At 71.6% G+C, this 25,330-nt stretch carries 25 protein-coding genes, 2 pseudogenes and 1 riboswitch; of the genes and pseudogenes, 13 read left to right on the forward strand and 14 right to left on the reverse strand.

The window, feature by feature from the left end; genetic code table 11:
- Nucleotide 1: 1 nt before the first annotated feature.
- Genes AQJ46_RS24315 through AQJ46_RS24330 form a run of 4 tightly spaced genes read right to left on the reverse strand, consistent with a single transcriptional unit; the run spans nucleotide 2 to nucleotide 4,024 of the window.
- A complete protein-coding gene (locus AQJ46_RS24315) occupies nucleotides 2-1,207 on the reverse strand; it encodes a sensor histidine kinase (protein ID WP_057610625.1) in 1,206 nt (401 codons plus the stop codon).
- Complete coding sequence (locus AQJ46_RS24320) at nucleotides 1,204-2,916, reverse strand: sodium/solute symporter (RefSeq protein WP_059207601.1); 1,713 nt, start codon at nucleotides 2,914-2,916, stop codon at nucleotides 1,204-1,206. Before AQJ46_RS24320 ends, AQJ46_RS24315 begins: the two co-directional genes overlap by 4 nt.
- On the reverse strand, nucleotides 2,913-3,272 hold the full coding sequence (locus AQJ46_RS24325) for a hypothetical protein (protein WP_057610623.1): 360 nt from the start codon (nucleotides 3,270-3,272) through the stop codon (nucleotides 2,913-2,915). The genes AQJ46_RS24320 and AQJ46_RS24325 overlap by 4 nt, the downstream gene beginning before the upstream one ends.
- Before the next feature lie 2 nt (nucleotides 3,273-3,274).
- Nucleotides 3,275-4,024 carry a LytR/AlgR family response regulator transcription factor gene (locus tag AQJ46_RS24330; protein WP_057610622.1) on the reverse strand — a complete coding sequence of 250 codons (750 nt, stop codon included), beginning with the start codon at nucleotides 4,022-4,024 and terminating at the stop codon, nucleotides 3,275-3,277.
- A gap of 78 nt (nucleotides 4,025-4,102) precedes the next feature.
- Between AQJ46_RS24330 and AQJ46_RS24335 the strand changes: the two genes are divergently transcribed.
- The 7 genes from AQJ46_RS24335 (at nucleotide 4,103) to AQJ46_RS24365 (ending at nucleotide 12,681) form a co-directional block, all read left to right on the forward strand.
- Nucleotides 4,103-4,591: an Lrp/AsnC family transcriptional regulator gene (locus AQJ46_RS24335; RefSeq protein ID WP_057610621.1), complete on the forward strand. Its 489-nt coding sequence runs from the start codon at nucleotides 4,103-4,105 to the stop codon at nucleotides 4,589-4,591.
- Between the two features lie 151 nt (nucleotides 4,592-4,742).
- Nucleotides 4,743-5,567, forward strand: a complete 825-nt coding sequence (gene ddaH, locus AQJ46_RS24340) for a dimethylargininase (RefSeq protein WP_057610620.1) — start codon at nucleotides 4,743-4,745, stop codon at nucleotides 5,565-5,567.
- Nucleotides 5,564-6,784, forward strand: coding sequence for an ornithine--oxo-acid transaminase (gene rocD / locus AQJ46_RS24345; protein WP_059207602.1), 1,221 nt, complete (start codon nucleotides 5,564-5,566; stop codon nucleotides 6,782-6,784). The genes ddaH and rocD overlap by 4 nt, the downstream gene beginning before the upstream one ends.
- Before the next feature lie 99 nt (nucleotides 6,785-6,883).
- Complete coding sequence (locus AQJ46_RS24350; RefSeq protein ID WP_059207603.1) at nucleotides 6,884-9,316, forward strand: SpoIIE family protein phosphatase; 2,433 nt, start codon at nucleotides 6,884-6,886, stop codon at nucleotides 9,314-9,316.
- A 58-nt stretch (nucleotides 9,317-9,374) separates the two neighbouring features.
- Nucleotides 9,375-10,619: a PP2C family protein-serine/threonine phosphatase gene (locus tag AQJ46_RS24355; RefSeq protein WP_059207604.1), complete on the forward strand. Its 1,245-nt coding sequence runs from the start codon at nucleotides 9,375-9,377 to the stop codon at nucleotides 10,617-10,619.
- A gap of 236 nt (nucleotides 10,620-10,855) precedes the next feature.
- The gene (locus tag AQJ46_RS24360) at nucleotides 10,856-11,581 is read left to right on the forward strand and encodes a lysophospholipid acyltransferase family protein (protein WP_059207605.1); all 726 of its coding nucleotides are present in this window, start codon (nucleotides 10,856-10,858) and stop codon (nucleotides 11,579-11,581) included.
- Between the two features lie 74 nt (nucleotides 11,582-11,655).
- The gene (locus tag AQJ46_RS24365; protein ID WP_059207606.1) at nucleotides 11,656-12,681 is read left to right on the forward strand and encodes an NAD-dependent epimerase/dehydratase family protein; all 1,026 of its coding nucleotides are present in this window, start codon (nucleotides 11,656-11,658) and stop codon (nucleotides 12,679-12,681) included.
- A gap of 59 nt (nucleotides 12,682-12,740) precedes the next feature.
- Here AQJ46_RS24365 and AQJ46_RS24370 read toward each other — a convergent pair whose 3' ends face one another.
- The 8 genes from AQJ46_RS24370 to AQJ46_RS24405 all read right to left on the reverse strand — a co-directional run bounded on the left by AQJ46_RS24370 (nucleotide 12,741) and on the right by AQJ46_RS24405 (nucleotide 19,793).
- A complete protein-coding gene (locus tag AQJ46_RS24370) occupies nucleotides 12,741-14,354 on the reverse strand; it encodes an alpha/beta hydrolase (protein ID WP_059207607.1) in 1,614 nt (537 codons plus the stop codon).
- A gap of 128 nt (nucleotides 14,355-14,482) precedes the next feature.
- Nucleotides 14,483-15,250 carry an urease accessory protein UreD gene (locus AQJ46_RS24375; protein ID WP_059207723.1) on the reverse strand — a complete coding sequence of 256 codons (768 nt, stop codon included), beginning with the start codon at nucleotides 15,248-15,250 and terminating at the stop codon, nucleotides 14,483-14,485.
- Nucleotides 15,247-15,924 (reverse strand): urease accessory protein UreG, encoded by a 678-nt coding sequence (gene ureG, locus AQJ46_RS24380; protein ID WP_059207608.1) that lies wholly within the window; start codon nucleotides 15,922-15,924, stop codon nucleotides 15,247-15,249. Before ureG ends, AQJ46_RS24375 begins: the two co-directional genes overlap by 4 nt.
- Nucleotides 15,925-16,042: 118 nt before the next feature.
- On the reverse strand, nucleotides 16,043-16,717 hold the full coding sequence (locus AQJ46_RS24385) for an urease accessory protein UreF (RefSeq protein WP_059207609.1): 675 nt from the start codon (nucleotides 16,715-16,717) through the stop codon (nucleotides 16,043-16,045).
- Nucleotides 16,717-18,438, reverse strand: a complete 1,722-nt coding sequence (locus AQJ46_RS24390) for an urease subunit alpha (protein WP_059207610.1) — start codon at nucleotides 18,436-18,438, stop codon at nucleotides 16,717-16,719. The genes AQJ46_RS24385 and AQJ46_RS24390 overlap by 1 nt, the downstream gene beginning before the upstream one ends.
- Nucleotides 18,431-18,742 (reverse strand): urease subunit beta, encoded by a 312-nt coding sequence (locus AQJ46_RS24395; RefSeq protein WP_059207611.1) that lies wholly within the window; start codon nucleotides 18,740-18,742, stop codon nucleotides 18,431-18,433. The genes AQJ46_RS24390 and AQJ46_RS24395 overlap by 8 nt, the downstream gene beginning before the upstream one ends.
- A 9-nt stretch (nucleotides 18,743-18,751) precedes the next feature.
- Complete coding sequence (locus tag AQJ46_RS24400) at nucleotides 18,752-19,054, reverse strand: urease subunit gamma (protein WP_037782101.1); 303 nt, start codon at nucleotides 19,052-19,054, stop codon at nucleotides 18,752-18,754.
- Nucleotides 19,055-19,142: 88 nt separating this feature from the next.
- Nucleotides 19,143-19,793, reverse strand: coding sequence for a TetR/AcrR family transcriptional regulator (locus AQJ46_RS24405; protein ID WP_059207612.1), 651 nt, complete (start codon nucleotides 19,791-19,793; stop codon nucleotides 19,143-19,145).
- Nucleotides 19,794-19,916: 123 nt separating this feature from the next.
- On the opposite strand from AQJ46_RS24405, the gene AQJ46_RS24410 reads away from it, so the two are divergent.
- Nucleotides 19,917-20,900: an ABC transporter permease gene (locus AQJ46_RS24410; RefSeq protein WP_059207613.1), complete on the forward strand. Its 984-nt coding sequence runs from the start codon at nucleotides 19,917-19,919 to the stop codon at nucleotides 20,898-20,900.
- A gap of 53 nt (nucleotides 20,901-20,953) precedes the next feature.
- On the opposite strand, the gene AQJ46_RS24415 is transcribed toward AQJ46_RS24410, so the two are convergent.
- Nucleotides 20,954-21,232, reverse strand: a complete 279-nt coding sequence (locus AQJ46_RS24415; RefSeq protein WP_059207614.1) for a type II toxin-antitoxin system Phd/YefM family antitoxin — start codon at nucleotides 21,230-21,232, stop codon at nucleotides 20,954-20,956.
- A gap of 71 nt (nucleotides 21,233-21,303) precedes the next feature.
- Between AQJ46_RS24415 and AQJ46_RS24420 the strand changes: the two genes are divergently transcribed.
- The 4 genes from AQJ46_RS24420 to AQJ46_RS24435 all read left to right on the forward strand — a co-directional run bounded on the left by AQJ46_RS24420 (nucleotide 21,304) and on the right by AQJ46_RS24435 (nucleotide 23,965).
- A complete protein-coding gene (locus AQJ46_RS24420; RefSeq protein WP_059207615.1) occupies nucleotides 21,304-21,939 on the forward strand; it encodes an ATP-dependent Clp protease proteolytic subunit in 636 nt (211 codons plus the stop codon).
- Between the two features lie 7 nt (nucleotides 21,940-21,946).
- A complete protein-coding gene (locus tag AQJ46_RS24425) occupies nucleotides 21,947-22,252 on the forward strand; it encodes a hypothetical protein (RefSeq protein ID WP_059207616.1) in 306 nt (101 codons plus the stop codon).
- Nucleotides 22,253-22,668: 416 nt separating this feature from the next.
- A riboswitch (cyclic di-AMP (ydaO/yuaA leader) is annotated at nucleotides 22,669-22,802 on the forward strand.
- A 3-nt stretch (nucleotides 22,803-22,805) separates the two neighbouring features.
- Nucleotides 22,806-23,279, forward strand: a complete 474-nt coding sequence (locus tag AQJ46_RS24430) for a C40 family peptidase (RefSeq protein ID WP_057610604.1) — start codon at nucleotides 22,806-22,808, stop codon at nucleotides 23,277-23,279.
- Between the two features lie 86 nt (nucleotides 23,280-23,365).
- A complete protein-coding gene (locus AQJ46_RS24435; RefSeq protein ID WP_059207617.1) occupies nucleotides 23,366-23,965 on the forward strand; it encodes a DUF6328 family protein in 600 nt (199 codons plus the stop codon).
- Here AQJ46_RS24435 and AQJ46_RS24440 read toward each other — a convergent pair.
- Nucleotides 23,901-24,436, reverse strand: a pseudogene (locus tag AQJ46_RS24440) (LysE family translocator); the annotation flags it as partial. The gene AQJ46_RS24435 and the pseudogene AQJ46_RS24440 overlap by 65 nt on opposite strands.
- 5 nt (nucleotides 24,437-24,441) lie before the next feature.
- On the opposite strand from AQJ46_RS24440, the pseudogene AQJ46_RS24445 reads away from it, so the two are divergent.
- Nucleotides 24,442-25,325: pseudogene (locus AQJ46_RS24445) on the forward strand (LysR family transcriptional regulator).
- The last annotated feature ends 5 nt before the right edge of the window (nucleotides 25,326-25,330 follow it).

Genomic DNA, 25,330 nt, shown 5'->3' on the forward strand with positions numbered 1-25,330 from the left:
GTCAGCCGTCCGTGAGACGGCCCGCCGAGTGCACGCCCGGCTGGTACTTGGGCAGCCGGGCGGTGATCTTCATGCCCGCGCCGACGGCGGTCTCGATGACCAGGCCGTAGGAGTCGCCGTACACCTGGCGGAGCCGGTCGTCGACGTTGGACAGCCCGATGCCGCCCGAAGGGCTGACCTCGCCCGCGAGGATACGGCGGAGCAGGACCGGGTCCATCCCTGCGCCGTCGTCCTCGATGACGACCAGGGCCTCGGCGCCGGTGTCCTGGGCGGTGATCTGCAGGTGGCACTTCTCGGTCTTGCCCTCCAGGCCGTGCTTGATGGCGTTCTCGACCAGCGGCTGCAGGCACAGGAACGGCAGGGCGACCGGCAGCACCTCCGGGGCGATCTGCAGGGTGACGGAGAGACGGTCGCCGAAGCGGGCCCGCACCAGCGCCAAGTAGTGGTCGATGGCGTGGAGTTCGTCGGCGAGGGTGGTGAAGTCGCCGTGCCTGCGGAACGAGTAGCGGGTGAAGTCGGCGAATTCGAGGAGCAGTTCGCGGGCGCGCTCGGGGTCGGTGCGGACGAAGCTGGCGATCACCGCGAGCGAGTTGAAGATGAAGTGCGGGGAGATCTGGGCCCGAAGTGCCTTGATCTCGGCCTCGATCAGGCGGGTCCGGGACTGGTCCAGGTCCGCCAACTCCAGTTGGACGCTCACCCAGCGGGCGACTTCCCCGGCCGCCCGGACCAGGACGGCAGACTCGCGGGGCGCGCAGGCGACCAGGGCGCCGTGGACGCGGTCGTCGACGGTGAGCGGGGCGACGACCGCCCAGCGGACCGGGCAGTCGGGGGCGTCGCAGGTGAGCGGGAAGGCCTCGCCGCGGCCGGTCTCCAGTGGGCCCGCGAGGCGTTCCATGATCTCGGTGCGGTGGTGGCTGCCCACGCCGTCCCAGACCAGGACCTGTTTCTGGTCGGTGAGGCACAGCGCGTCCGTGCCGAGCAGTGAGCGCAGTCTGCGGGCCGACTTGCGGGCGGTCTCCTCCGTCAGGCCCGCCCGCAGCGGGGGCGCCGCCAGGGAGGCGGTGTGCAGGGTCTCGAAGGTGGCGTGTTCGACGGGGGTGCCGAGGCCGCCCAGGGTCTGCGGTCGGGCCGTACGCCGTCCGAGCCAGAACCCGGCTGCCAGCAGCGGGAGGATCGCCACGCACAGTCCGGCCAGGAATCCGCTCATGCCTTCACCTCCGCCCGCAACTCCTCCGGCAGGTGGAAGCGGGCCAGGATCGCCGCCGTGCCCGCCGGTACCCGGCCCGCGGTGGCCAGGGACACCAGCACCATGGTGAGGAAGCCGAGCGGCACCGACCAGAGCGCGGGCCAGGCGAGCAGGGCGTGCAGCGGGCCGCGGGCCGGGAAGCCGGCCATGGTCGCGGCCACGGCGAGGAACGCGGAGCCGCCGCCGACCAGCATGCCCGCGGCGGCGCCCGGCGGGGTCAGCCGCCGCCACCAGATGCCGAGCACGAGCAGCGGGCAGAAGGAGGAGGCGGACACCGCGAAGGCGAGGCCCACGGCGTCGGCGACCGGCAGGCCGCCCACCAGGACGCTCGCGGCGAGCGGCACGCACATCGCGAGCGCGGTGCCGAGTCTGAAGTGCCGTACGCCGCGCGAGGGCAGGACGTCCTGGGTGAGCACGCCCGCCACGGCCATGGTGAGTCCGGAGGCCGTCGACAGGAACGCGGCGAAGGCCCCGCCCGCCACCAGCGCGCCCAGCAGGTCGCCGCCGAGGCCGCCGATCATCCGCTCCGGGAGCAGCAGGACGGCGGCGTCGGCGTCTCCGGTGAGGGTGAGTTCGGGGGCGTACAGGCGGCCGAGGGCGCCGTAGACCGGGGGCAGCAGGTAGAAGCAGCCGATCAGGCCGAGGACGGCGACGGTGGTGCGGCGGGCGGCGACGCCGTGCGGGCTGGTGTAGAAGCGGACGACGACGTGCGGCAGGCCCATGGTGCCGAGGAAGGTGGCGAGGATCAGTCCGTACGTGGCGTACAGGGGCCGTTCCTCGCGGCCCGCGGCGAGGGAGGTCGACATGCCGTCGCTGGTGCCGCGGTCGGCGGCGGGGACGGTGGTGCCCTTGGCGAAGGTCAGCTCGGTGCCCCGGTCGATGTGGTGGGTACCCGCGGGAAGTCGGAGCTGTTGGTCCTCGTGGCGGCGGCCGTCGACCGTACCGGTGACCGTGACGGTCAGGGGGGTCTCCAGCCTGAGATCGAGGGTGGAGTCGACTCGGACCACGCGCTGTTCGCGGAAGGTCGCCGGTTCCTCGAAGGCGTGGCTGGGGGCGCCGTCGCCCTGCCAGGCGAGGATGAGGAAGAGGGCCGGGACGAGCAGGGCGGTGAGCTTGAGCCAGTACTGGAAGGCCTGCACGAAGGTGATGCTGCGCATGCCGCCCGCGGCGACGGTGGCCACCACGACGGCTGCCACGATCACCCCGCCGAGCCACTGGGGCGCCCCGGTCAGGACGGTCAGCGTCAGTCCGGCGCCCTGGAGTTGGGGCAGCAGGTAGAGCCAGCCGACGCCGACCACGAAGGCACCCGCGAGCCGTCGCACGGCCTGGGAGGCGAGCCGTGCCTCGGCGAAGTCGGGCAGGGTGTAGGCGCCGGAGCGGCGCAGGGGGGCGGCGACGAACAGGAGCAGGACGAGATAGCCGGCCGTGTAGCCGACGGGGTACCAGAGCATGTCGGGACCCTGGACGAGGACCAGGCCCGCGATGCCCAGGAAGGACGCGGCGGAGAGGTACTCGCCGCTGATGGCGGCCGCGTTCAGGCGGGGGCCCACGGTGCGGGAGGCGACGTAGAAGTCGGACGTGGTGCGGGAGATGCGCAGGCCGAACGCGCCGACGAGCACGGTGGCCACCACGACGAGCGCGACGGCGGGGACCGAGTAGCTGGAGTTCATCGGTCCTCGACCAGCCGGACGAAGTCCCGTTCGTTGCGTTCGGCGCGGCGTACGTACCAGCGGGCCAGCAGGACCATCGGGACGTAGAGGCCGAAGCCGAGGACGCCCCATTCGAGGCGGTGGGCGTCCGGCATGGCCGCGAAGAGCAGCGGCAGCGGCCCTATGAGCAGTCCGAGGAAGGCGAACACCGCGAGGGCGGCACGCAGTTGGGTGCGCATCAGGGAGCGGACGTAGGTGTGGCCGAGGGTGGTCTGTTCGTCGATCTCGGTGCGCGGCCGGTAGTAGCCGGAGGCGGGGCGGCTGCGGCGGGGCGGGCCGGTGACGACGACACGCCGCTCGACGGGGTCCTGCGGCATGACTACGGCCTCCTCATCAGCAGGTCCCGCAGCTCACGCGTGTGGCGACGGCTGACCTGGAGTTCCTCACCGCCGACGACGACGCTCACCGTGCCCGCGTCCAGGCGGAGTTCGCCGACGTGGCGCAGGGCGACCAGGTGGCGGCGGTGGATGCGGACGAAGCCTCGGTAGCGCCAGCGGTCCTCCAGGGTGGACAGCGGGATCCGGACGAGGTGGCTGCCCTTGTCGGTGTGGAGGCGGGCGTAGTCGCCCTGGGCCTCGACGTGGGTGATGTCGTCGACGGCGACGAACCGGGTCACCCCGCCGAGTTCGACGGGTATGTGGTCGGGGTCGGGTTCGTGCACGGGGATCCGGGGCGCGCTGCCGAGGCGTTCGGCGGCGCGGCGGACGGCCTCCGCGAGGCGTTCCTTGCGCACCGGTTTGAGCACGTAGTCGACGGCCTTGAGGTCGAAGGCCTGGACGGCGAAGTCCTCGTGGGCGGTGACGAACACGACGAGCGGCGGGGTGGCGAACCCGGTCAGCAGCCGGGCGAGGTCGAGGCCGTCGAGGCCGGGCATGTTGATGTCGAGGAAGACGACGTCGATCGCCTCGGGCCCGCCGGGTCCCGACTCCAGAGCGCGGTTGATGCGGCGCAGCGCCTCGGTGGCGTCACCGGCGCCCTCCACACTGCCGATCCGGGGGTCGGCGCTCAGGAGATAGAGCAGTTCCTCCAGCGAGGGGCGTTCGTCGTCGACAGCCAGGGCGCGCAGCATGAACCCGGAGTGTAGGAGTAATTCGTAGGACTGGACACGTGCGGAGGTGTGGACGCCCGCGCTGGATACAGTGCCGACATGAGCAGCAGGACCGTCGCCTTCGACGAGCTGGACCGGAAGATCATCACCGCGCTGATGGCGAACGCGCGGACGTCCTTCGCGGAGATCGGTTCGGCGATCGGGCTGTCGTCCACGGCGGTGAAGCGGCGGGTGGACCGGCTGCGCGAGACCGGGGTCATCACCGGGTTCACGGCCACGGTGGAGCCGTCGGCGCTGGGCTGGCGTACCGAGGCGTACGTCGAGGTGTACTGCGAGGGCGCGGCCCCGCCGCGGCGGCTCGCGGAGGTGGTCCGCAACCATCCGGAGATCACCGCGGCGATGACGGTGACCGGCGGCGCGGACGCCCTGCTGCATGTACGGGCGCGGGACGTGGAGCACTTCGAGGAGGTGCTGGAACGCATCCGCGTGGAGCCGTTCATCCGGAAGACGATCAGCGTGATGGTGCTGTCCCATCTGATCCCGGAAAGCCCCGAGGCGGGGGCGAGCCAGCCTGCACCGGAGGCGTAGCCGCTAAACGCACCAAGCGTGCGTTTCACCGGACGAACACGCAGCATTCCTGCACAGACACGCAATTCTTGTTGCTTGTCGCGACTGCCGCCCGTTTTCTACCTTGGTGTCAACCCTCAGTAGACACCGCAGGAAGCGGAGGAACCCCTCTGTGACCGACTCCCGTGTGCCGCGCCGACGGCGTTTCCTCGTCTGCGAACCCAGACACTTCGCCGTGCAGTACGCGATCAATCCCTGGATGCATCCCGACACCCATGTCGACGTGGACCTGGCGCAGGACCAGTGGCGGACCCTGATCCGCGCCTATGAGGCCCACGGTCACGACGTCGCAGCCGTGGAGCCGGTCCCCGGTCTCCCGGACATGGTCTTCGCCGCGAACTCGGCGGTCGTCGTCGGCGGCCGCGTCTTCGGCTCCCTCTTCCACGCGCCCCAGCGGCGCCCCGAGTCCACGCACTACGACCTGTGGTTCAAGACGGCGGGCTATGACGTCCACCGTCCCGCCGCGGTCTGCGAGGGCGAGGGCGATCTCGTCTGGACGGGCCGGTACGTGCTGGCCGGAACCGGGTTCCGCACGACCCGGGAGGCGCACCGCGAGGTGCAGGAGTTCTTCGGCCACCCGGTGATCAGCCTGACCCTGGTGGACCCGCACTTCTACCACCTGGACACCGCGCTGTTCGTCCTCGACGACTCCGAGAGCGGGAACAACATCGTGTACTACCCGGAGGCCTTTTCGCCGGGCAGTCGCGCGGTACTCGCCCAGCTGTACCCGGACGCGGTGCTCGCGACCCGTGACGACGCGATGGCGTTCGGTCTGAACTCCGTGTCCGACGGCCGGCACGTCTTCATCGCCCCGCAGGCCGAGGCCCTCGCCGTGCGCCTCGACGACCACGGCTATGTCCCCGTCCCCGTCGACCTCTCCGAGTTCCACAAGGCCGGCGGCGGCATCAAGTGCTGCACCCAGGAGATCCGCTCATGACCGCACCCGTAAGCACGCGTTCCTCCGCCGATCTCATCCGTGCCGAGGAGCCGGTCCTCGCGCACAACTACCACCCGCTGCCCGTGGTCGTCGCCCGTGCCGAGGGCAGCTGGGTGCAGGACGTGGAGGGCCGCCGCTACCTCGACATGCTGGCCGGCTACTCCGCCCTCAACTTCGGCCACCGCCATCCGGCGCTGATCGAGGCGGCACACCGGCAGCTGGACCGGCTGACGCTGACGTCCAGGGCCTTCCACAACGACCGGCTCGCCGAGTTCGCGGAGCGCCTGGCCGAGCTGACCGGCCTGGACATGGTGCTGCCGATGAACACCGGCGCGGAGGCGGTGGAGAGCGGCATCAAGGTGGCCCGCAAGTGGGCGTACGAGGTCAAAGGCGTCCCGGCCGACCGGGCCACGATCGTGGTGGCGGCGGAGAACTTCCACGGCCGTACGACGACGATCGTGTCGTTCTCCACGGACGAGACGGCCAGGGCGGGCTTCGGTCCCTTCACGCCGGGCTTCCGGATCGTGCCGTACAACGACCTGGCGGCGCTGGAGGCGGCGGTCGACGAGACCACGGCCGCGGTGCTCCTCGAACCCATCCAGGGCGAGGCGGGCGTGGTCATCCCGGACGACGGCTACCTGACCGGCGTCCGCGAGCTGACCCGCCGCACGGGCTGTCTCTTCATCGCGGACGAGATCCAGTCGGGCCTCGGCCGCACGGGCCGCACCCTCGCCGTCGAGCACGAGGGAGTCGTCCCGGACGTCCTGCTCCTGGGCAAGGCACTGGGCGGCGGCATCGTCCCGGTCTCCGCGGTGGTCGCCCGCCGTGACGTCCTCGGCGTACTGCGCCCGGGCGAACACGGTTCGACGTTCGGCGGCAACCCGCTCGCGGCGGCGGTGGGCACGGCGGTGGTCGAGCTTCTGGAAACGGGCGAGTTCCAGCGCCGGGCGGCCGACCTCGGCACCGTCCTGCGGGACGGCCTGGCGGACCTGGTCGGCAAGGGTGTCGTCGGCTTCCGCGCACGGGGCCTGTGGGCCGGTGTCGACATCGACCCGTCCCTCGGCACGGGCCGCGAGGTCAGCAAGCTGCTGATGGACGAGGGCGTCCTGGTCAAGGACACCCACGGCTCGACGATCAGGCTGGCGCCACCGCTGACGATCACGGCGGAGGAACTGCGATCGGCGCTGGGAGTACTGGCAAAGGTACTCAGGCGCTGACCTACACCAGAACCCCCTCCCCGGCCGCGCACTCCACCAGACCGGGTGAAGATGTGACGAAGAGGTGATAGACCACTCTCAGCGACAGAGAGGTCGGCCGTGGGCGCTCAGGAGGAGCACGACACCGCGCGGCACCGGTTCGACGTGGCCGATGCCGCGCCCCTGCTGCTCGACGCCCACGGCATAGTGACCGGCTGGACCAAGGACGCCGAGCGCCTGCTGGACTATCCCGCCACCGAAGCCGTGGGCCAGAGCGTCGCAGCCCTTCTCGCCCCCGAGGACGCCCGCCGGCTGCCGGAGATCACCGCGCGCTGCCGGACCGACGGCAGCTGGGCGGGGCTGCTGACCGCCCTGCACAAGCACGGCCGGCCGGTCCCGGTCATGGTCCGGATCACGGTGGCCGACGACTCCGACACCTCGGAACGCTGGCTGGTGCTGCTGTCCGAGATGGCGGAGGCCCCCGGCTGGGACATGAGCCGCCAGGTACTGGAGCAGATGGTCACCCGCTCGCCCATCGGCATCGCGATCGTGGACACGGACCTGCGCTGCGTGTGGTCCAACCCGGCCCTGGAACAGTTCGGCAGCGCCCCGGCCCAGCAACGGCTGGGACTGCGGTTCGCGGAGATCCAGCCGGGCCTGGACGCCCAGGCGATAGAGGCGCAGATGCGGCGCGTACTGGAGACCGGTGAACCGGTGGTGGAGTACGAGCACGTCGGCCGGGTCCGCTCCGCCCCGCACCGCGAGACCGCGCACACGATGTCGTTCACCCGGATCGACGACGACCGGGGTCACCCGATCGGCATCTACTACACGGTCGTCGACATCACCGACCGGCACCGGGCCCGGCAGCGCCTCGCCCTGCTCGACCGGGCCGGCGAGTGCATCGGCCGCAGTCTGGACATCCGGCGCACCGCGCAGGAGCTGGCCGACGTGGCCGTACCCGCGCTGGCCGACTACGTCACCGTGGACCTGCTGGAGTCGGTGCTGCGGGGAGCGGAGCCCACCACGCATGTGCCGCTGCTGCGGGCCGGGCAGCAGTCGGTGAACGAGGGTCTTCCGGAGGCCGTCGTCGAGGTCGGTGAGGTGGCCTCCTACCGGCCCGGGTCGCCCCCGCTGCGCTGTCTCGACTCGGGCGAGCCCTGGCGGGAGGAGCGCCTGGACCCGCTGGCCGCGGAGTGGGCGACCCACATCCCCGGCGGGCGGCAGGCCACCTTTCTGGATCTGGGCCTGCACAGCGTGCTGGTGGTGCCGATCCGCGCCCGGGGCGTCACCCTGGGCGTCACCACGTTCTTCCGCCGGAGCCGCCAGGAACCCTTCGACGCGGACGACCTGAACCTCGCGGAGGATCTCGTCTCGCGGGCGGCCGTCTGCGTCGACAACGCCCGGCGCTACACCCGCGAGCGCGAGGCCGCGCTGGTCCTGCAGCGCAGTCTGCTGCCCCACCGGCTGCCCGAGCAGGGCGCCGTGGAGGTGACCGCCTGCTATCGGCCCGCCGACGAGCTGACGGGTCTGGGCGGCGACTGGTACGACCTCATCCAGCTCTCCGGCGCGCGGGTCGCCCTCGTGGTCGGCGAGGTACCCGGGCACGGCATCGGCGCCGCCGCCTCGATGGGCCGGCTGCGGACCGCCGTACGGACGCTGGCGGCGCTGGATCTGCCGCCCGAGGAGGTGCTGGGTCACCTCGACGACCTGGTCGCCCGGACGGCGCGCGAGGAGGGTGTCGGGCCGGGGACCGAGGACACCGACAGCGCCCAGGGCGCCGGATGTGTGTACGTCGTCTACGACCCGGTCGACGGGCAGTGCACGATGGCCGCCGCCGGCCATCCCGCGCCCGCCGTGATCCTTCCCGACGGCACGGTCGCCTTCGTGGACCTTCCGCAGGGGGCGTCGCTCGGCGTCGGCGGTCCCCCCTTCGAGTCGGTCGAACTGGCCCTGGCGGCGGGCAGCACGCTCGCACTGCACACCGACGGGCTGCTCGCCCACGGCGAGGAGTGGGCCGTGGACGCGGGCCGGGACCGGCTGCGTCAGGCCCTGGAGAGGCCCGAGCCCACGCTCGACCTGCACTGCCGGGCCGTGGTCGACGCCCTGGCCCCCGACCGGCCGCACGACGACGTGGCCCTGCTCATGGCCCGTACCCGGCTGCTGGGGCCCGACCAGGTCGCGGACTGGGACGTGCCCGTCGATCCGGCCCTGGTCGCCGAGGCCCGCAAGACGGCGTCCCGGCAGCTGACGGAGTGGGGCCTGGAGGAGTTCGCCTTCACCACCGAACTGGTCGTCAGCGAACTGGTCACCAACGCCATCCGGTACGCGGTCGGCCCGATCCGGCTCCGGCTGATCCGGGAGCGGTCCCTGGTCTGCGAGGTGTTCGACAGCGGCGACACCGCGCCCCATCTGCGCCACCCCCGCACCACGGACGAGGGCGGCCGGGGGCTGCTGCTGGTCTCCCAGTTCGCCCAGCGCTGGGGCACCCGGTTCGCACCCGAAGGAAAGATCATCTGGGCCGAGCAGTCCCTCGAGGAACCACCGGACTGACCTCCGGCCCGTGCATACCGTGGGAAAATGGTGCGATCCAGGCGGTGAGGCGGCAGCCATGAGCGACAGAATCGGCGACACCGACGCCATCGACTACTCGGCCGTGTTCCAGGCGCTGCCCGGCATGGTCGCGCTGCTCACGCCCGACCTGGTGTACGCGGACGTCAACGCGGAGTTCCTGCGGATGTCCGGGCGCCGGCGCGAGGAGCTCGTGGGCCGCTATCTCTTCGACGTCTTCCCGGACAACCCGAACGACCCCGCGGCGACCGGTATGCGCAATCTGGCCGCCTCCCTGCGCCGGGTGCTGGAGACGGGAGAGCGCGACTCCATGGCCCTTCAGCGGTACGACGTCGAGGTGCCCGGCCGGCCCGGGGAGTGGGAGGAGCGGTACTGGAGCCCCTGCAACGCCCCCCTGCTCGGCGCGGACGGCAAGGTCGAGATGCTTGTGCACCGGGTCGAGGAGGTCACCGAGCTGATCCGGGCCCGCGGCGGCCCGAGCGCCGACCGGAACCGGGTCCTGGAGGCCGAGCTGTACACCCGTGCCCGTGAACTCCAGGAGGTCAACGAACGGTTGCGGCGGGCCCACGCCCGTGACCGCGAGGTCGCGTTGACGCTCCAGGAGGCCATGCTGCCCGCCGGCCGGCAGTCGTTGCACGACAGGGCCGCCGTGCGCTACCGGCCCGCGGTCGGCACGCTGAACGTGTGCGGGGACTGGTACGACCTCGTCGACCTGGTGGGCGGCCACCGCGTCGGTGTCTCGGTCGGTGACGTGGTGGGCCACGGGCTCGCGGCCGCCGGGGTGATGGGCCAGCTGCGCAGCGCCCTGAGCGCCGCATCCCGAGTGGCCGGGGGCCCGGCCGAGGCCCTGGACGTGCTGGGCCGGTACGCCCACGTCGTGGACGGCGCCGAGTCGGCGACCGCGGTCACCACGTTCATCGACCTCGACCACGGCACCCTCACCTACAGCAGCGCCGGGCATCCACCGCCGATGCTGGTGCACCCCGACGGCCGGGTGGAGTGCCTGGACAAGGCGACCGACCCGCCGCTCGACGCCTTTCCCGACCCGATCCCCCGGGTGCAGGCCGCGACCACCTTCACCAGCGGCGCCACCCTCGCCCTCTACACCGACGGCCTGGTGGAGCGGCGCCGCGAGGACATCGACACCGGGCTCGCCCGGCTCGCCGACTCCCTCGCCCGGCACCGCGAGGACGACCCCGAGACCCTCGCCGACGCGGTCCTGCTGGAGCTGCTCCCGCCCGGCGGCGCCACGGACGACACGGCGCTGGTCATCGTACGGTTGTGAACGCGACACGATCCCGCCCGGGAATCAAGAGCGGCCCGTTGGCCGACCATCCCCGCGGTTCACGCCACAGCGCCTGGCCGGGTTGCCGCGCTCCGCCCGCCGGCACCAAGCTGGTCCGGCGTTCGGCCCTGTTCCGGCCGTCGTGCCCTGCGCCTACACTGACAGCCCCGCCTCACGCCGGTTGACCAGCCAGAACGCGGAGTTGAGCCGTCCGCCCGACCGAGGAGCGCCCCCTCTTGTTCTACTACCTGCTCAAATACGTGCTGTTGGGGCCGTTGCTGAGACTGGTCTTCCGGCCTCGAATAGAGGGCCTCGAGCACATCCCGGAGTCGGGTGCGGCCATCGTCGCCGGCAACCACCTGTCCTTCTCCGACCACTTCCTGATGCCCGCGGTGCTCAAGCGGCGCATCACCTTCCTGGCGAAGGCCGAGTACTTCACCGGGCCCGGCATCAAGGGCCGGCTGACCGCCTTCTTCTTCCGCAGCGCCGGACAGATCCCGGTCGACCGCTCCGGCAAGGAAGCGGGCCAGGCCGCCATCCGCGAGGGTCTCGGCGTCCTGCGCAAGGACGAACTTCTCGGCATCTACCCGGAGGGCACCCGCTCCCACGACGGCCGCCTCTACAAGGGCAAGGTCGGCGTCGCGGTGATGGCGCTCAGGGCCCAGGTGCCGGTGATCCCCTGCGCGATGATCGGCACCTTCGAGGCGCAGCCGCCCGGCAAGGTCATCCCCAACATCCACCCGGTGGTGATCCGCTTCGGCAAGCCGCTGGACTTCTCCCGCTACGCGGGGATGGAGAACGAGAAGGCGATCCTGCGGGCCATCACCGACGAGATCATGTACGCCATCCTGAAGCTGTCCGACCAGGAGTACGTCGACCAGTACGCGGCCGTGGTGAAGGCGGAGGAGGCCGCCGCGCGCAAGGAGAAGGAGCGCAAGTTCCCCCGGATTCCGCTGAGCTGAGGTCTGCCGTCGGCAGAACCCCCTGGAGGAACCGGAGTTGACCGCCGTACGGTCGCTGCATGACACGACGTGCTGTGGTGATCGGAGCGACGGGACAGATCGGGCGGGTGGCCGTGGGCGCGCTGGCCCGGGACGGCTGGGAGGTGACGGCCGTCTCCCGGGGCGGCGGACGGGACGAGAGCTGGCCCGCGCGGGTGCGTACCGCGCGGGCCGACCGGGCGGACGACTCGGCCCTGGCCGCCGCGGTGGGCGACGGCTGCGAGGTCCTGGTGGACATGGTCGCCTACGGACCCGCACACGCAGGGCAGTTGGTGTCGCTGGCCGACCGGGTGGGCTCGGCCGTGGTGATCTCCAGCGTGTCGGTGTACGAGGACGACAAGGGCCGCAGCTTCGACACCCAGGGCGAGCCGGAGGGCTTCCCCGAGTTCCCTGTAGGGGTGACGGAGGACCAGCGGACCGTCGCGCCCGGTGAGGCCTCGTACAGCACGCGCAAGGCCGGCCTGGAGCGTGAACTCCTCGCCGCGGGCGACCGGTTGCCCACGACACTGCTGCGTGCCGGAGCGATCCACGGACCGCACTGCCGGACGCCGCGCGAGCTGTACTTCGTCAAGCGCAACCTGGACGGCCGGCCTCGGCGTCTCCTGCCGTACGGCGGCATGAGCCGATTCCACCCGGCGAACGTCCACAACATCGCCGAACTTGTCCGGCTGGCCGCGGCGAAGCCCGGCAGCAGGGCCCTCAACGCCGTGGACCCGGACGCCCCGACGGTGGCGGAGATCGCCGCCGCGATCGACTCGGTGATGGGCGTCGAGACCAAGAGCGTGCTGATCGACGGCCCACCGCCCTCGTCGACCGTGGGCGACACGCCGTGGTCGGTGCCGGTGCCGGTCGTCTTCGACATGTCCGCCGCCGAACGGGAGTTGGGGTACCGACCGGTGGTGGCGCGGTACGCGGACCGGCTGCCGGAGACCGTCGCCTGGATCGAGCGGCAACTGGCCGGACAGGACTGGCGGGAGGCGTACCCGAAAATGTTCCAGACCTACGGCGACCTCTTCGACTACGCGGCGGAGGACGCGTATCTCGACTCGCTCGGCGCATGAGAATCGGCGCATGAGAAAAGGCGGCCGGTGTCTCCGGCCGCCTTGTCCCGTGGTACGTGCTACGGCTTGGGCGTGGCGTGCGGGGTGCACGTCACGTCGGCCTTGTCCAGCTTGCCGGTGAGCAGGTAGGCGTCCACCCGTGGGTTGATGCACGGGTTGACCAGACCGGTCACGCCGTGGGAGCCCGCGTCCTTCTCGGTGATCAGGCGGGAGCCCTTGAAGCGCTTGTGCAGTTCGACGCCGCCGTCGTACGGGGTGGCCGCGTCACGCTCGGACTGCACGATGAGCACGCCGGGCAGGCCCTTGCCGGTGCGGACCTCGACCGGGGTCTGCTGCTTGACCGGCCAGGTGGCGCACGGCAGGTTCAGCCAGGCGTTGGCCCAGGTCATGAACGGGTAGTTCTTGTTGAGCTCGGTGTTGTCCTTGTCCCACTTCTTCCAGCTGGTGGGCCACTTGGCGTCGGTGCACTCGACGGCCGTGTAGACGGCGTTGCCGTTCTCCGAGGTGATGTTGCCCGCGGTGTCCGACAGGTCCGGCGCGGCCGCGTCGACGAGCGCCTGGGTGTCACCGGCGACGTACTTGCCGAAGACCGTCGCGACCGGCACCCACGAGGAGTCGAAGTACGGGGCGCTCTGGAAGAAGCCGATCAGTTCGGCCGGGCCGACGACCCCTCCGATGGGGTTCTTCTTGGCGGTGGCGCGCAGTTCGAGCCACTTCGCCTGGACCGCGGCACGGGTGGTGCCGAGGTGGAAGGCGGCGTCGTTGGCGGCGACCCAGTCCTCCCAGTCCTTCCAGCGGCCCTCGAAGGCGATGTCCTGGTCGAGGTTGGCCTCGTACCAGATCTTCTCCCGGGACGGGTTGACGACGCTGTCGACGACCATGCGGCGGACATGGCTCGGGTACATGGTGCCGTAGACGGCGCCGATGTAGGTGCCGTAGGAGACGCCCAGGTAGTTGAGCTTCTTCTCGCCGAGCGCGGCGCGGATGACGTCCAGGTCGCGCACGGTGTTGGGCGTGGTCATCTGCGCGAGCATCGCCTTGCCGGTGCGCTCGGCGCAGCCCTCGGCGTACTCACGGGCCAGCTTGCGCTGGGCGCGCTTGTCGGCCTCGGAGTCCGGCACCGGGTCCATCTTGGGCGCCTTCACGAACTCCTGCGGGTCCATGCAGGAGATGGGCGCGGAGTGGCCGACACCGCGCGGGTCGAAGCCCACGAAGTCGTACGCCTTGGCCGCGTTGGCCCAGATCGGGTTCTTGCTGGTGACGCGGAGCGGGAAGCGCATGCCGGAGCCACCGGGGCCGCCCGGGTTGTAGACGAGGGCGCCCTGACGCTCCGCCTTGGTGCCGGTGTTGCCGATGTGGTCGACGGCGAGCTTGATCTGCTTGCCGTTCGGCTTGGTGTAGTCCAGCGGCACGCTGACCCAGCCGCACTGGACCGGCTTCGCGATCCCCCAGTCGGCGGGGCAGTCGGCCCAGTCGATGCCGTCCTTCGCGGCACGGGCGGCGGCGATCGCGGCACCGACGGACGCACGGTCCTGTCCGTGCCGGCTCGCGCCGGCCTGCGTGTTGGCGCCGGACGCGGGTGCCGCGACGGCACCGGATATGAGTGTGGCCGTGATGAGTACTCCGGCCGAACCGAGTGCGGTCGTCCGCCACTTCGGTCTCGTCTCCCTCAAGAGGGACCCCTCCCCGTACGTCGTTTCGATTCGTACGGGGATCCTCCTGGCTATGGAGACTCTGTGAACAGGGGGAGTACCTCTTCTTTGCCAATCCGATAAACGGAAGGGGTCGTTCGCTGGGCGGACTAGGCGCTAAGGGTTGCCAGCGCCTCGTCCAGCACCCGGCGCAACAGCAGGGCGTCCGGGGCCACGGCGGTGACGAGCGCGGCGGGCCCTGCCAACGGTACGACGGTGGCGCTCTCGCCGAGCATCTGTGCCGTCACCGGCTTGTCGGCGAACTCCGGTCGTACGACGAGAAGTTGACCGACGGCTCGATGTCCCGCGAGCACGGCCGGTCCGTCCCAGCCGCCCGGCGCCCCGGGCCCGCAGGCAAGCTCCTGATCGAGCACGGTGCGCCCCGCGACGCGCAGCACGAGCCGGCTGCTGAGCCTCCCCGGCTCCTCCCCCGCCCGCCCGAGGACCTGCTCCTCGCGCAGCACGAGCCGACTCGTCGCCCCGAGGTCGATCCGCGTGGTGACGTACAGATCGCTGCCACCGGCGGAGATCAACTGCTCGGGCAGCCAGTGAAGTTCGCCGTCGTCGGCGACGGTGAGCCTGACGTCGTAGCGGGCCTCGCCCTTGGTCTGCCCCGGCAGGGCGATGGTGGCCGCGGCCGATCCGAGGCGCAGTCGCGCGCCTTCCCGGATGTCGGCCTCCACGGTGAAGTGGTCGCCGCCGAGGGGTCCGCTCATCGCGCCGACGAGCATGACCCGCGCCTCGGTGCCGCTCCCCCGGGTCCGCCGCAGCGCCAGCGGCCCGTCGCTCTCCAGCACGGGCAGGGCCGTACCGCCGCGCCCGTCGTCCCGCGCGACCAACCGCGCGGTGGCCCGTACTCCCGCTCCGGGCGCCGTCATGGCGTCCACGCGGCGAGCTGTGCCCGGACCCAGTCGGCGACGTCCGTGACCCCGGCCTCGCTGCGCAGCGACTGGAGGACGACGGGCAGTTCGGCCCGCTGGGCCTTGGCGTCGGCGGCCATCCGCGCGAGGTCGGAGCCGACGTACGGAGCGAGGTCGGTCTTGTTGACGATGAGCAGGTCGGCGGTGGTGACGCCGGGGCCGCCCTTCCTCGGGATGTCGTCTCCTCCCGCCACGTCGATGACGAAGATCTGCGCGTCGACGAGCCCCTTGGAGAAGGTGGCGGTGAGGTTGTCGCCGCCGCTCTCCACGAGGATGAGATCCAGGGGGCCGACCTCGTCCTCCAGGTCCTCGACGGCTTCGAGGTTGGCGGAGATGTCGTCCCGGATCGCGGTGTGCGGACAGGCGCCGGTCTCCACCGCGGTGATCCGCTCGGGGGGCAGCACGGCTTCCCTGAGCAGGAACTCGGCGTCCTCACGGGTGTAGATGTCGTTGGTGACGACGGCCAGGGACAGTTCGTCGCGCAGGGCCCGGCAGAGGGCGGCGACGGTGGCGGTCTTGCCGGAGCCGACGGGGCCGCCCAAGCCGATACGGAGGGCTCTGCGGGTGCCGTCGGGTCGGTGGGCGTCCGCGCTGAGAGCGGCGGGGGTGTCGTGATGGTGGTCGAGATGCATGTACGGCTCCTGGGGGGGTTCATGGTCGGGTGCGGGTCCGTGGGGGCTGGTCGCGCCCACGCGGCGGAGCCGCATATGGATGCAGCCCCGCGCCCCTGAGTAGGTTGCCGGAGCCCCCTTATGACGCGAACAGGCGTACTGGCCATGCCGCGTGCGCCTCTGCTCCGATTTCCAGCAACGGCGCCGACGCCGACGGCAATGCGTCGACGCCCTCGTCGGCAACCCTCCGCGCTGCCTCCAGCGCCCGATCCGCGATCCGGTCCAGCTCTGGCGACAACCGGGCGAGTACGCCCGTGGCGTCAAAAGGATCGAGGCTCAGCAGCCGGACCGTCGCACTCGAAGGCCCGCTCACGCTCTCGTACGCCGCGCAGTACGCCGCGTCCACGGCCTCAAGGCCCGCCGCCCGGGCCGCCAGCCCCAGGACCACCGGCTGGTGTGCTCCCTTGGGGAATTCCCTTGCCAGGGCGTCGAGTTCGGTCGACGGCCAGCTCGCCCGGGCCGCCCGCATCAGCTGACGGCCCAGCTTGCGTGCGGCCGTCCGCAGTGCGGGGGACGGCGTGCGGGCGTCCGCGGCCTCGTCCAACAGCCGCGGGTCGACGCCGAGCACGGCCGACGCGGCGAGCGCCGAGGACACCAGCCCGGCCGTGTGCAGCCGCCCCCGGCAGAAGGACTCCAGACTGTCCGCCCCGGTGATCCGCCCCGCCTTGACGGCCGCCTCGGCCCCGCCGGAGTGTGCGTGCCCTCCGGCGGGGAAGCGGCCGTCGGCCAGGACCAGAAGTGCAGCCCTGGACATCAGAAGAGGAAGTAACGCTGGGCCATGGGCAGTTCGGCTGCCGGCGTGGCCTCCACCAGCTCCCCGTCGATGTGTACGGCGAAGCTGTCGGGGTCGACCCTTACCTCGGGCCGCGCGTCATTCTCCCGCATGTCGGCCTTGGTGACCCCGCGCGTCGACTCGATCGCCACGAACCGCTTTCCGAGCTGGAGCCGCTCCGGCAGCCCGTCCTCGATGGCGAGGGGCGCCACGAAGTTGAAGGAGTTGGACGCGGGAGCCCGCCCGATCGCCCCGTACATCGGCCGGGGAAGGATCGGCTGCGGGGTCGGGATCGAGGCGTTCGCGTCGCCCATCTGCGCGTAGGCGATCTGCCCGCCCTTGATCACCAGATGCGGTTTGACGCCGAAGAACGCGGGCTCCCACAGCACCAGGTCGGCCAGCTTGCCCGTCTCCACCGAGCCCACCTCGTGAGCGAGCCCCTGGGCGACGGCGGGGTTGATCGTGTACTTGGCGACATAGCGCCGTACGCGATGGTTGTCGGCGCGCCCGTCCCCCGGCAGCGCACCCCGGCGCCGCTTCATGACGTGCGCGGTCTGCCAGGTCCGCATGATGACCTCGCCCACGCGCCCCATGGCCTGGGCGTCGGAGGAGATGATCGAGATGGCGCCCAGGTCGTGCAGGATGTCCTCGGCGCCGATGGTCGTGGGCCGGATGCGGGACTCGGCGAAGGCGAGGTCCTCGGGCACCGCCGCGTTGAGGTGGTGGCACACCATCAGCATGTCGAGGTGTTCCTCGGCGGTGTTGACGGTGAAGGGGCGGGTGGGGTTGGTCGAGCTCGGCAGCACATGCGGCTGGGAGACCACGGTCATGATGTCCGGAGCGTGCCCGCCGCCCGCGCCCTCGGTGTGGTAGGCGTGAATGCCCCGCCCGGCGATCGCGGCGAGTGTGTCGCCCACGAAACCGGCCTCGTTGAGGGTGTCCGTGTGGATGGCGACCTGGATGCCGGTCCGCTCGGCGACGGTCAGCGAGGCGTCTATGACGGCGGGGGTCGATCCCCAGTCCTCGTGCAGCTTCAGGCCGAGGGCTCCCCCGCGGATCTGCGACAGCATCGCCTCGTGCGAGACGGTGTTGCCCTTGCCGAGGAAGCCGATGTTGAGCGGGTACTGCTCCATCGCCTCCAGCATCCGGGCGAGGTGCCAGGGGCCGGGGGTGACGGTGGTGGCCTTGGAGCCCTCGGCGGGGCCGGTGCCGCCGCCGACCAGGGTGGTCACCCCCGCGGACAGCGCCTCGTCGGCGATCTGCGGGCAGATGAAGTGAACGTGCGCGTCGACGGCGCCTGCGGTCAGGATCCGGCCGTTGCCCGCGATGATCTCGGTCTCCGGGCCGATCACCAGGTCCGGGTGGACCCCGTCCATGGTGTCGGGGTTGCCCGCCTTGCCGATGCCGGTGATCCGGCCGTCGCGGATGCCGATGTCGGCCTTCACCACGCCCCAGTGGTCGACGACGACCGCGCCCGTGATGACGGTGTCCGGGGTGCCTTCCGCGCGCGTGGCACGTGACTGGCCCATCGACTCGCGGATGACCTTGCCGCCGCCGAACACGGCCTCGTCACCGGCGAGTCCGGGACCGCCGGAACGATCCTCCTCGACCTCGATCAGCAGATCGGTGTCGGCGAGCCGGATGCGGTCGCCGGTGGTCGGGCCGAACAGGTCGGCGTAGGCGGCACGAGAGATCTCAGGCATCGAGGGCACCTCCGGTCTCCCCGCGCAGCCCCGGCACCACGCGGGCGCCGGTGAGCGGGACGAGTTCCACCTCGACCGGGATGCCGGGCTCGAAGCGCACGGCGGTGCCGGCGGCGACGTTCAGCCGCTTGCCGCGCGCGGCGCCGCGGTCGAACTCCAGGCCCGGGTTGGCCTCGGCGAAGTGGTAGTGGGAGCCGACCTGGACGGGCCGGTCGGCGGCGTTGAGGACGGTCAGCGAGGTGACCTCGCGGCCCTCGTTGTAGGCGATCGGCCCGTCGGCGAAGAGGATCTCTCCGGGAATCATCGGGGCCCCTCAGACGATCGGGTCGTGGACGGTGACGAGCTTGGTGCCGTCCGGGAAGGTCGCCTCGACCTGGACGTCGTGGATCATCTCGGGGATGCCCTCCATGACGTCGTCCCGGGTGAGCAGCTTGCGCCCGGAGGCCATGAGCTCGGCGACGGTACGGCCGTCACGCGCGCCTTCGAGGATGTGCGACGTGATGAGGGCGACCGCCTCGGGGTGGTTGAGCCTGAGCCCGCGGGCCCGGCGCTTCTCGGCCACGTCGGCCGCCACATGGATGAGCAGCCTCTCTTGCTCGTGCGGGGTCAGTTGCACGTCCCACCTCACAGTCCTCGCTCCGGACCGTGCGGGGCCCGGCTGCCGCTGCCCCGGGGCAAAGTCCCTGGTGGCGTGGATCCGCAGGCTAGTTGGATCCGGTTTCAGGCACGTTAACCAAGCTGTGATCCCGCATACTCATCAACGCCCGTAGACCGTCCCGCAGGGACTCGGCGGGCGTCGGCCCGAACAGGGCCTGCTGGGCGAGGAAGCCCATCGCGGCCGCCATCATCGTGCGGGCCACGTCCTCCGGGGGCACGTCCGGCCGCATGATTCCGGCCTCCTGGTACGCCCCGACGATCCGCGTCCAGGTCTCGCGCACGGCGCCGTAGCCCTCGCGCAGGAGGGCCGCGAGCTCGTCGTTGCGGAAGGTCTCGGTCCACACCTGGACGACCAGCCGCGGGAACGCCGGCCGCCCGTCCACGGTCAGGGACTCCTTGGTGGCGAGGACGCGGCTGAGCACGGACGCCACGAGGAGGTCCGGAGGCGGGGGCGGGCTGCTGTGGGTCGCCTCCTCGAAACCCTCGTGGACCTGGCCGAGCACCTCGCCGACGATCGCGCCGATGAGTTCCTCCTTGCCGGTGAAGTACCGGTACACGGCCCCGGCCGAGAGGTCGGCTTCCTTCAGGACGTCCTGCATGGACGTGGCGTGGAAGCCGTTGCGGGCGAAGCAGACCGCGGCGCCGTCGAGGATCTGCCGGCGCCGGGCGTCGAGGTGTGCCTGGGATACACGAGCCATACGCCCAAAGTAAAACGAACATTCCTTCTTGACAAGGCGGGACAACGGCGGGACGGTGGTGACCGAGACTAAAACGAACGATCCTTCTTTTTAACGGGACCCCGAGCCCCGGAGAGGACCCTCATGTCCACCCGTCGCACGACCGCGGTCGTCGTCCTCGTGCCACTGCTCGCCGCCCTGGCGCTGTGGGCCTTCGCCTGGCCCGCCGCCCGCACCGCCCCCCGCGACCTGCCGCTCGGCGTGGCCGGGCCGGCCGCCGCGACCGCGCAGACGGAGAAACAGCTGCGGCAGCACGAGGGCGCCTTCGAGATCCATCACTACGCCGACGAGGCGGCCGCGCGGACGGCGATCGAGGACCGGACCGTATACGGCGCGGTCGTCGTGACCGCGCAGGGCCCGGAGCTGCTCACGGCATCGGCCGCGAGCCCGGTCGTGGCCCAGCTCCTCCAGCAGGCCGTGGGCCGACAGGCCGCCGCGCGCGGCACCGGGGTGAGGACGGTGGACGTCGTCCCCACCCCGGCGTCCGACCCGAGGGGGGCGACCTTGAGCAGCTCCGTGCTGCCGCTGGCCCTCGCCGGGATCATCGCGGGCGCCATGGTGACGCTGCACGGGCTGCGCGGATTCCGCGCGGTGACCGCGCTGGTCGTCAGCGCCGCACTGGTGGGCGTCGTCGGGGCCGCACTGGCCCACAGCTGGCTCGGCGTCCTGACCGGGAACTGGTGGGCGGAGGCCGGGACGTTCGCGCTGTCGAGCCTGGCGGTGAGCGCGGCCGTGGCGGGACTCGCCGCCCTCGTCGGATACGCGGGGATCGGCGCCGTGGCACTTGTGGTGATGTTCCTCGGCAACCCGTTCTCGGGTGCCGCCTCGGCTCCGCAGCTGCTGCCCGACCCCGTCGGCACGATCGGCCAGTGGCTGCCGCCGGGCGCGAGCGCGACCCTGCTGCGCTCGGTGTCGTTCTTCGACGGCGCGACGGCGACCGGGCCCGTCCTGACCCTCACCTGGTGGGCCGCGCTGGGACTGGGCGCCGTGATCCTCGGGAACGCACTGAGGGCGCGGGCGAAGGGCACCACGCCTGCCGGCGAGCGCGAACTCACCTCCGTCGGCTGACCGAACCCGCTCTTCCGCGCCCCCGGCCCCGGCGGTCGGGGGCGCCCGCGTCGCTACGAGGCGCCGGTCCCCCGGTGATGCGCCGCGATACCGAACCGCTGCTGTTCGCGGGGAGCGGACGCGACCTCCCGCACGGTCGAGACCGCGCTGACGACCTGCTCCTCGACGGGCTTCTGAAGCTCCTCCAGCTGTTCGAGGTCGGCCGCGGAGACCAGGGCGACCAGCGGCTTTCCATGCCGTGTGACCACGACGCGCTCACCGCCGTACACCACCCGGTTGATCAGGTCGGCGAGCTCAGCCCTGGCTTGCGTCACCGGAATCTCGTAGGCCATACCCCCATCATAACGTCACGTACGTCCTGTACATTTTTTACAGACAGACTTGTCGCGAGGAGGGGTACGCCATGGCCCGACCCACCGCCCGTTACGTCCTGCCCGAGTTCCACGAGCGCACGAGCTCCGGGCACAAGACGATGGATCCGTACTCGAAGCTGCTGGAGGAGCGGATCGTCTTCCTCGGGACCCGGATCGACGACATCTCGGCGAACGATCTGATGGCGCAGTTCATGTACCTCGAGTACCAGGACCCGGACCGGGACATCTCGCTGTACATCAACTCCCCCGGCGGCTCGTTCAGCGCGATGTCGGCGATCTACGACACGATGCAGTACGTCAGTTGCGATGTGGAGACGACGTGCCTCGGGCAGGCCGGCTCCTCCGCTGCCGTGCTGCTGGCCGCCGGCACCCCGGGCAAGCGCTCCGTGCTGCCGGGCGCCAGGGTGGTCATCCACCAGCCCGCACTGAGCGAGCCGGTGCGGGGGCAGGCCAGCGATCTGGCCATCCAGGCCGCCGAACTGACCCGGGTGCGGGCCCGCCTGGAGGAGATGCTCGTCCGGCACACCGGGCGCAGCCCCGCGCAGGTGAGCGTGGACATCGAGCGGGACAAGATCCTGGACGCGCAGGGCGCCCTGGACTACGGCCTCGCGGACGCGATCGTCCCGAGCCGCAAGTCCTCCGCCACCACGCCGGACGCGAGGTGAGCCGTAGATGGTGCCGGACCTTCCACCGCTGCCCGCGCTCACGCGCGCCGAGGGCGAGCTGATCGACCGTTATCTCGACGTGGTCGACCTGCTGGGCCGGATCAACCCGGCCCGACGCGAGGACACCTACGGCGGACTGCGTGCGGCGCAGGCGCTCGTGAGCAGGGCGGCCGAGCTGCGCGACGCGCTCGTGCTGATGCACGGCCGGGGTGAGCGCGAACTGCACGCCGCGACGCTGGCGCGAGCGCTTCGGGTCCTGGACGGCGAGCGGCGCACGTCCCGGGTCACCGTGCCGCCCGAACCCGGCAATTGACGCACCGACAGTGTTTCCGGGCGCCACCGCGGTCTGACGGGGCGTCCGGAGGGCCGTTGAAACGGACCAAACGACGTACCACCATTTGCAGGAGGCGCGGCTCCTTTTTCGCGCCCCCCGAAGTTGCGCAACGCGCGTAGTACGGGAGCGGAATGAGGAGTTCCTGTGCTGGTCCGGGGGCACTTGGCGCCCTCGACACCTCTTCGTTCGAAGGGGTGTCCACCCGAACGGGTGAGTGGTGAGTAACAACACAAACCCCCGGTTCCGTTGGGTTTTTGGGACATCCGTGCGCCAAGATCCCTGACTGACGACAAGCCCCCGCCACAGCGGCGGGGCGGTCCGGGCGGACGCCGAGTCCTGCCGCCGCCCGGATGACCGGTCGACAGAAGTGGATCGGCAGGAGTGGAGGACCCAGGCACGACGGGTCGCCGGGACGGTCACGCCATGACCGGGTCGAGCAGCCCTTGGGGTGAAGCCGCGTCAGCGGCCGGGCAACTTCGCCAGCCCGAATCCGACAGGTCATCCTTCACAGGCGGCTGACGAAGGGTTGCGCATGACTGCGCTCAATCGTGTCCCGTCGCTGATGGTCCGGGCCGGTACGGCCTCGGCCTTCGCCATCGCCGCCGTGGGCGGCTCCGTCGTGGTCCCGGGTGTCGCAGCCGACGCCGCCGCCGCGACGCCGGCGACGAAGGCACTCAAGGTCGCGGCTTCCAAGAAGGGCTCGCCGTACAAGTACGGCGCCACGGGGCCCCGCCGCTTCGACTGCTCCGGGCTCACGCTGTACTCGTTCAAGAAGGCGGGCAAGAAGCTCCCTCGTACGGCGGCCCAGCAGTACAACAAGACCCGCCACATCGGCGCGGGCAGCCGTAAGGCCGGCGACCTGGTGTTCTTCCACTCGGGTTCGAGCGTCTACCACGTCGGCATCTACGCCGGGAAGGGAAAGATCTGGCACGCCCCGAAGACCGGGGACGTGGTGAGGCTGCAGAAGATCTGGACGAAGAGCGTCTGGTACGGCCGGGTCAAGTGACGCCCCCGAGGGGGTGGCGGCGACCTGACCTCCCGCCACCCCCTCGGGTCTCCCGGCACGCGTGACACGGGCTCAGGTGGTTACCCGTGGCGGCATGGCCGACCACCGCCCGCAACGAGACGCCGCTGGAGCGCGCCGACCGCAACTTCGGCGAGCTGCTCCAGGAACGGCGCGTCACCCAGACCGGGGTGCAGATCCTCTTCGCCTTCCTGCTGACCCTGGCCTTCACCCAGCGCTTCCCGTCCCTCGACACCTTCCAGCGCGCCACGTACGTCACCACGCTGCTTCTCGCGGTCCTCGCGGCGGCCCTGTTCACCGCGCCCGCCGCCCTGCACCGCTCGCTCTTCCAGCGCGGCGCCAAGGCCCGCATCGTGCAGGTCTCGTCCCGGCTCGCCACCGTCGGCATTGGGGTTCTGGTGCTCGCCTTCACCGGGTCGGTGCTGCTCGTGGTGGACGTGACGACGGGCCGGGCCGGCGGAGTGTCCGCGGGCGCGGCGACCCTGATGACGTGCCTGGGCCTGTGGGGGCTGCTCCCCCGGCTGGTCCGGCGGGCGGGACTCGCCGAGGAAGGCGGGACGGCGCAGCCGCACCCGGCGCCTCCGTCGGCGCAGCGCGAGGTGGTCAGGCCGCGAGCAGCGGCTCGGCCAGGAGCATCACCCCGAGAGCCGTCAACGCGCCCGCGGTGACCCCGGTGACGGCCCGGGCCGCCCGCGGCCGGCGCAGCCATCGCCCCAGCCGGTCCACGAGCACGGCCACCGCCGGGAACCACACCAGCGCGAGAACGACCACGATCAGCGCGAGCAGCAGCGTCCTGGGCAGCGTGGAACTCCCCTGGGGCACGAACTGCGGCAGCAGGCTGAGGACGGTGATCGGCACCTTGGGGTTGAGCGCGTTGGTGACGAACCCCTGCCGCAGGGGGCGTGCCGCCGCGCCGGCCTCGACGACGGTCTCCGTGCGGGTCCGCCGCGGCTCCAGCAGGGTCCGTACACCCAGGTACAACACATAACCCCCGCCCACAGTCGAAGCGCCCGGAACAGCGCGGGCACGGCCGTGAGCACCGCGGCGACCCCGGCCACCGCGAGTGCCGTGTGGACCAGGAGCCCGCCCACGACGCCGAGCGCGCAGACGACCCCGGTGAAGGCTGCGATCTGCCCGTTTATGCGTGCAGGCCTCGGTCCGGCTCGCCGCCCTGGATGCCGTCGCGGAGAAACGGGCTCGATCACCCGGGCCGCCGAGCGCCTCAGCTACACACGCGCCCGCCCTCTCCCAGCAGCTGGCCAAGCTTCTCGTACGGCATCACCGCGGCGCGCGGCTCACCGGTGCGGGTGAGTTGCTGGTGGCGCGGGCCTGCCGGGTGCTGGACGAGCTGGACCGGGCCTGGCATGAACTCGCCCGGCTGACCGGCGGCACGCTCAGGCTGGGCACCTTCCAGACGGCGGGCATTCAGCTGCTGCCGCCGGTGCTGAGCGCGTTCCGCCGGGCGTACCCGGACGTGGAGCTGTCGGTCGCCTTCCACGACCCCCCGGACGGGATCACCGCGGTGGCGGCCGGCGAGATCGACCTGGCGCTGACGCACGCCTACGAGCCGGGTGGCCGGCCTCCCTCCCGGCCACCCTGAGCGCGGAGCCGCTGCTGACCGAGGAACTGGTCCTCGTGACGGCCCCCGGGCATGCCCTCGCGGGCGGCTCGACGCGGCTGCCGCTGGCGGAGCTCGCCGGTGAGCCGCTGATCAGCATGGCGCCGGATCATCCGGCCCGGCGGGAGGTGGAGGCGGTGCCGGCCCGGACCGGGGCCACGCCGTCGGTACTGGTGGCGACCCCGGGATACGCCCTGGTGTGCGCGCTGGCCGGCGCGGGGCTCGTGGTCGGGGTGGTGCCGGAGATGGTGGCCCGGACGGCGGCCACTCCGGTGGGCACGCGGCTGCTGGAGGCCGGCGCGTTGGGCCGTACGATCTCGGTCGTCCACCGGGCCGGTGAGGCGGCACCCGCGGCGGACGCCTTCCGGGCGCTGCTGCGGGGAGCGTTCGCTCGCGCGCGGCCGGTGTGAGCCCG

This window comes from Streptomyces canus (assembly GCF_001514145.1).
In the GTDB taxonomy this organism is placed as follows: Bacteria; Actinomycetota; Actinomycetes; order Streptomycetales; family Streptomycetaceae; genus Streptomyces; species Streptomyces canus.

What these genes read in the sequence shown, in the direction of transcription:
- AQJ46_RS24395 (WP_059207611.1), bottom strand. Translation starts at nt 18,742, where the DNA reads ATGATTCCCGGAGAGATCCTCTTCGCCGACGGGCCGATCGCCTACAAC.
- AQJ46_RS24325 (WP_057610623.1), bottom strand. Translation starts at nt 3,272, where the DNA reads ATGCCGCAGGACCCCGTCGAGCGGCGTGTCGTCGTCACCGGCCCGCCC.
- AQJ46_RS24425 (WP_059207616.1), top strand. Translation starts at nt 21,947, where the DNA reads ATGGTGCCGGACCTTCCACCGCTGCCCGCGCTCACGCGCGCCGAGGGC.
- ureG (WP_059207608.1), bottom strand. Translation starts at nt 15,924, where the DNA reads ATGCATCTCGACCACCATCACGACACCCCCGCCGCTCTCAGCGCGGAC.
- AQJ46_RS24420 (WP_059207615.1), top strand. Translation starts at nt 21,304, where the DNA reads ATGGCCCGACCCACCGCCCGTTACGTCCTGCCCGAGTTCCACGAGCGC.
- AQJ46_RS24335 (WP_057610621.1), top strand. Translation starts at nt 4,103, where the DNA reads ATGAGCAGCAGGACCGTCGCCTTCGACGAGCTGGACCGGAAGATCATC.
- AQJ46_RS24385 (WP_059207609.1), bottom strand. Translation starts at nt 16,717, where the DNA reads ATGTCCAGGGCTGCACTTCTGGTCCTGGCCGACGGCCGCTTCCCCGCC.
- AQJ46_RS24410 (WP_059207613.1), top strand. Translation starts at nt 19,917, where the DNA reads ATGTCCACCCGTCGCACGACCGCGGTCGTCGTCCTCGTGCCACTGCTC.
- AQJ46_RS24320 (WP_059207601.1), bottom strand. Translation starts at nt 2,916, where the DNA reads ATGAACTCCAGCTACTCGGTCCCCGCCGTCGCGCTCGTCGTGGTGGCC.
- AQJ46_RS24430 (WP_057610604.1), top strand. Translation starts at nt 22,806, where the DNA reads ATGACTGCGCTCAATCGTGTCCCGTCGCTGATGGTCCGGGCCGGTACG.
- rocD (WP_059207602.1), top strand. Translation starts at nt 5,564, where the DNA reads ATGACCGCACCCGTAAGCACGCGTTCCTCCGCCGATCTCATCCGTGCC.
- AQJ46_RS24405 (WP_059207612.1), bottom strand. Translation starts at nt 19,793, where the DNA reads ATGGCTCGTGTATCCCAGGCACACCTCGACGCCCGGCGCCGGCAGATC.
- AQJ46_RS24330 (WP_057610622.1), bottom strand. Translation starts at nt 4,024, where the DNA reads ATGCTGCGCGCCCTGGCTGTCGACGACGAACGCCCCTCGCTGGAGGAA.
- AQJ46_RS24390 (WP_059207610.1), bottom strand. Translation starts at nt 18,438, where the DNA reads ATGCCTGAGATCTCTCGTGCCGCCTACGCCGACCTGTTCGGCCCGACC.
- AQJ46_RS24375 (WP_059207723.1), bottom strand. Translation starts at nt 15,250, where the DNA reads ATGACGGCGCCCGGAGCGGGAGTACGGGCCACCGCGCGGTTGGTCGCG.
- AQJ46_RS24355 (WP_059207604.1), top strand. Translation starts at nt 9,375, where the DNA reads ATGAGCGACAGAATCGGCGACACCGACGCCATCGACTACTCGGCCGTG.
- AQJ46_RS24415 (WP_059207614.1), bottom strand. Translation starts at nt 21,232, where the DNA reads ATGGCCTACGAGATTCCGGTGACGCAAGCCAGGGCTGAGCTCGCCGAC.
- AQJ46_RS24315 (WP_057610625.1), bottom strand. Translation starts at nt 1,207, where the DNA reads ATGAGCGGATTCCTGGCCGGACTGTGCGTGGCGATCCTCCCGCTGCTG.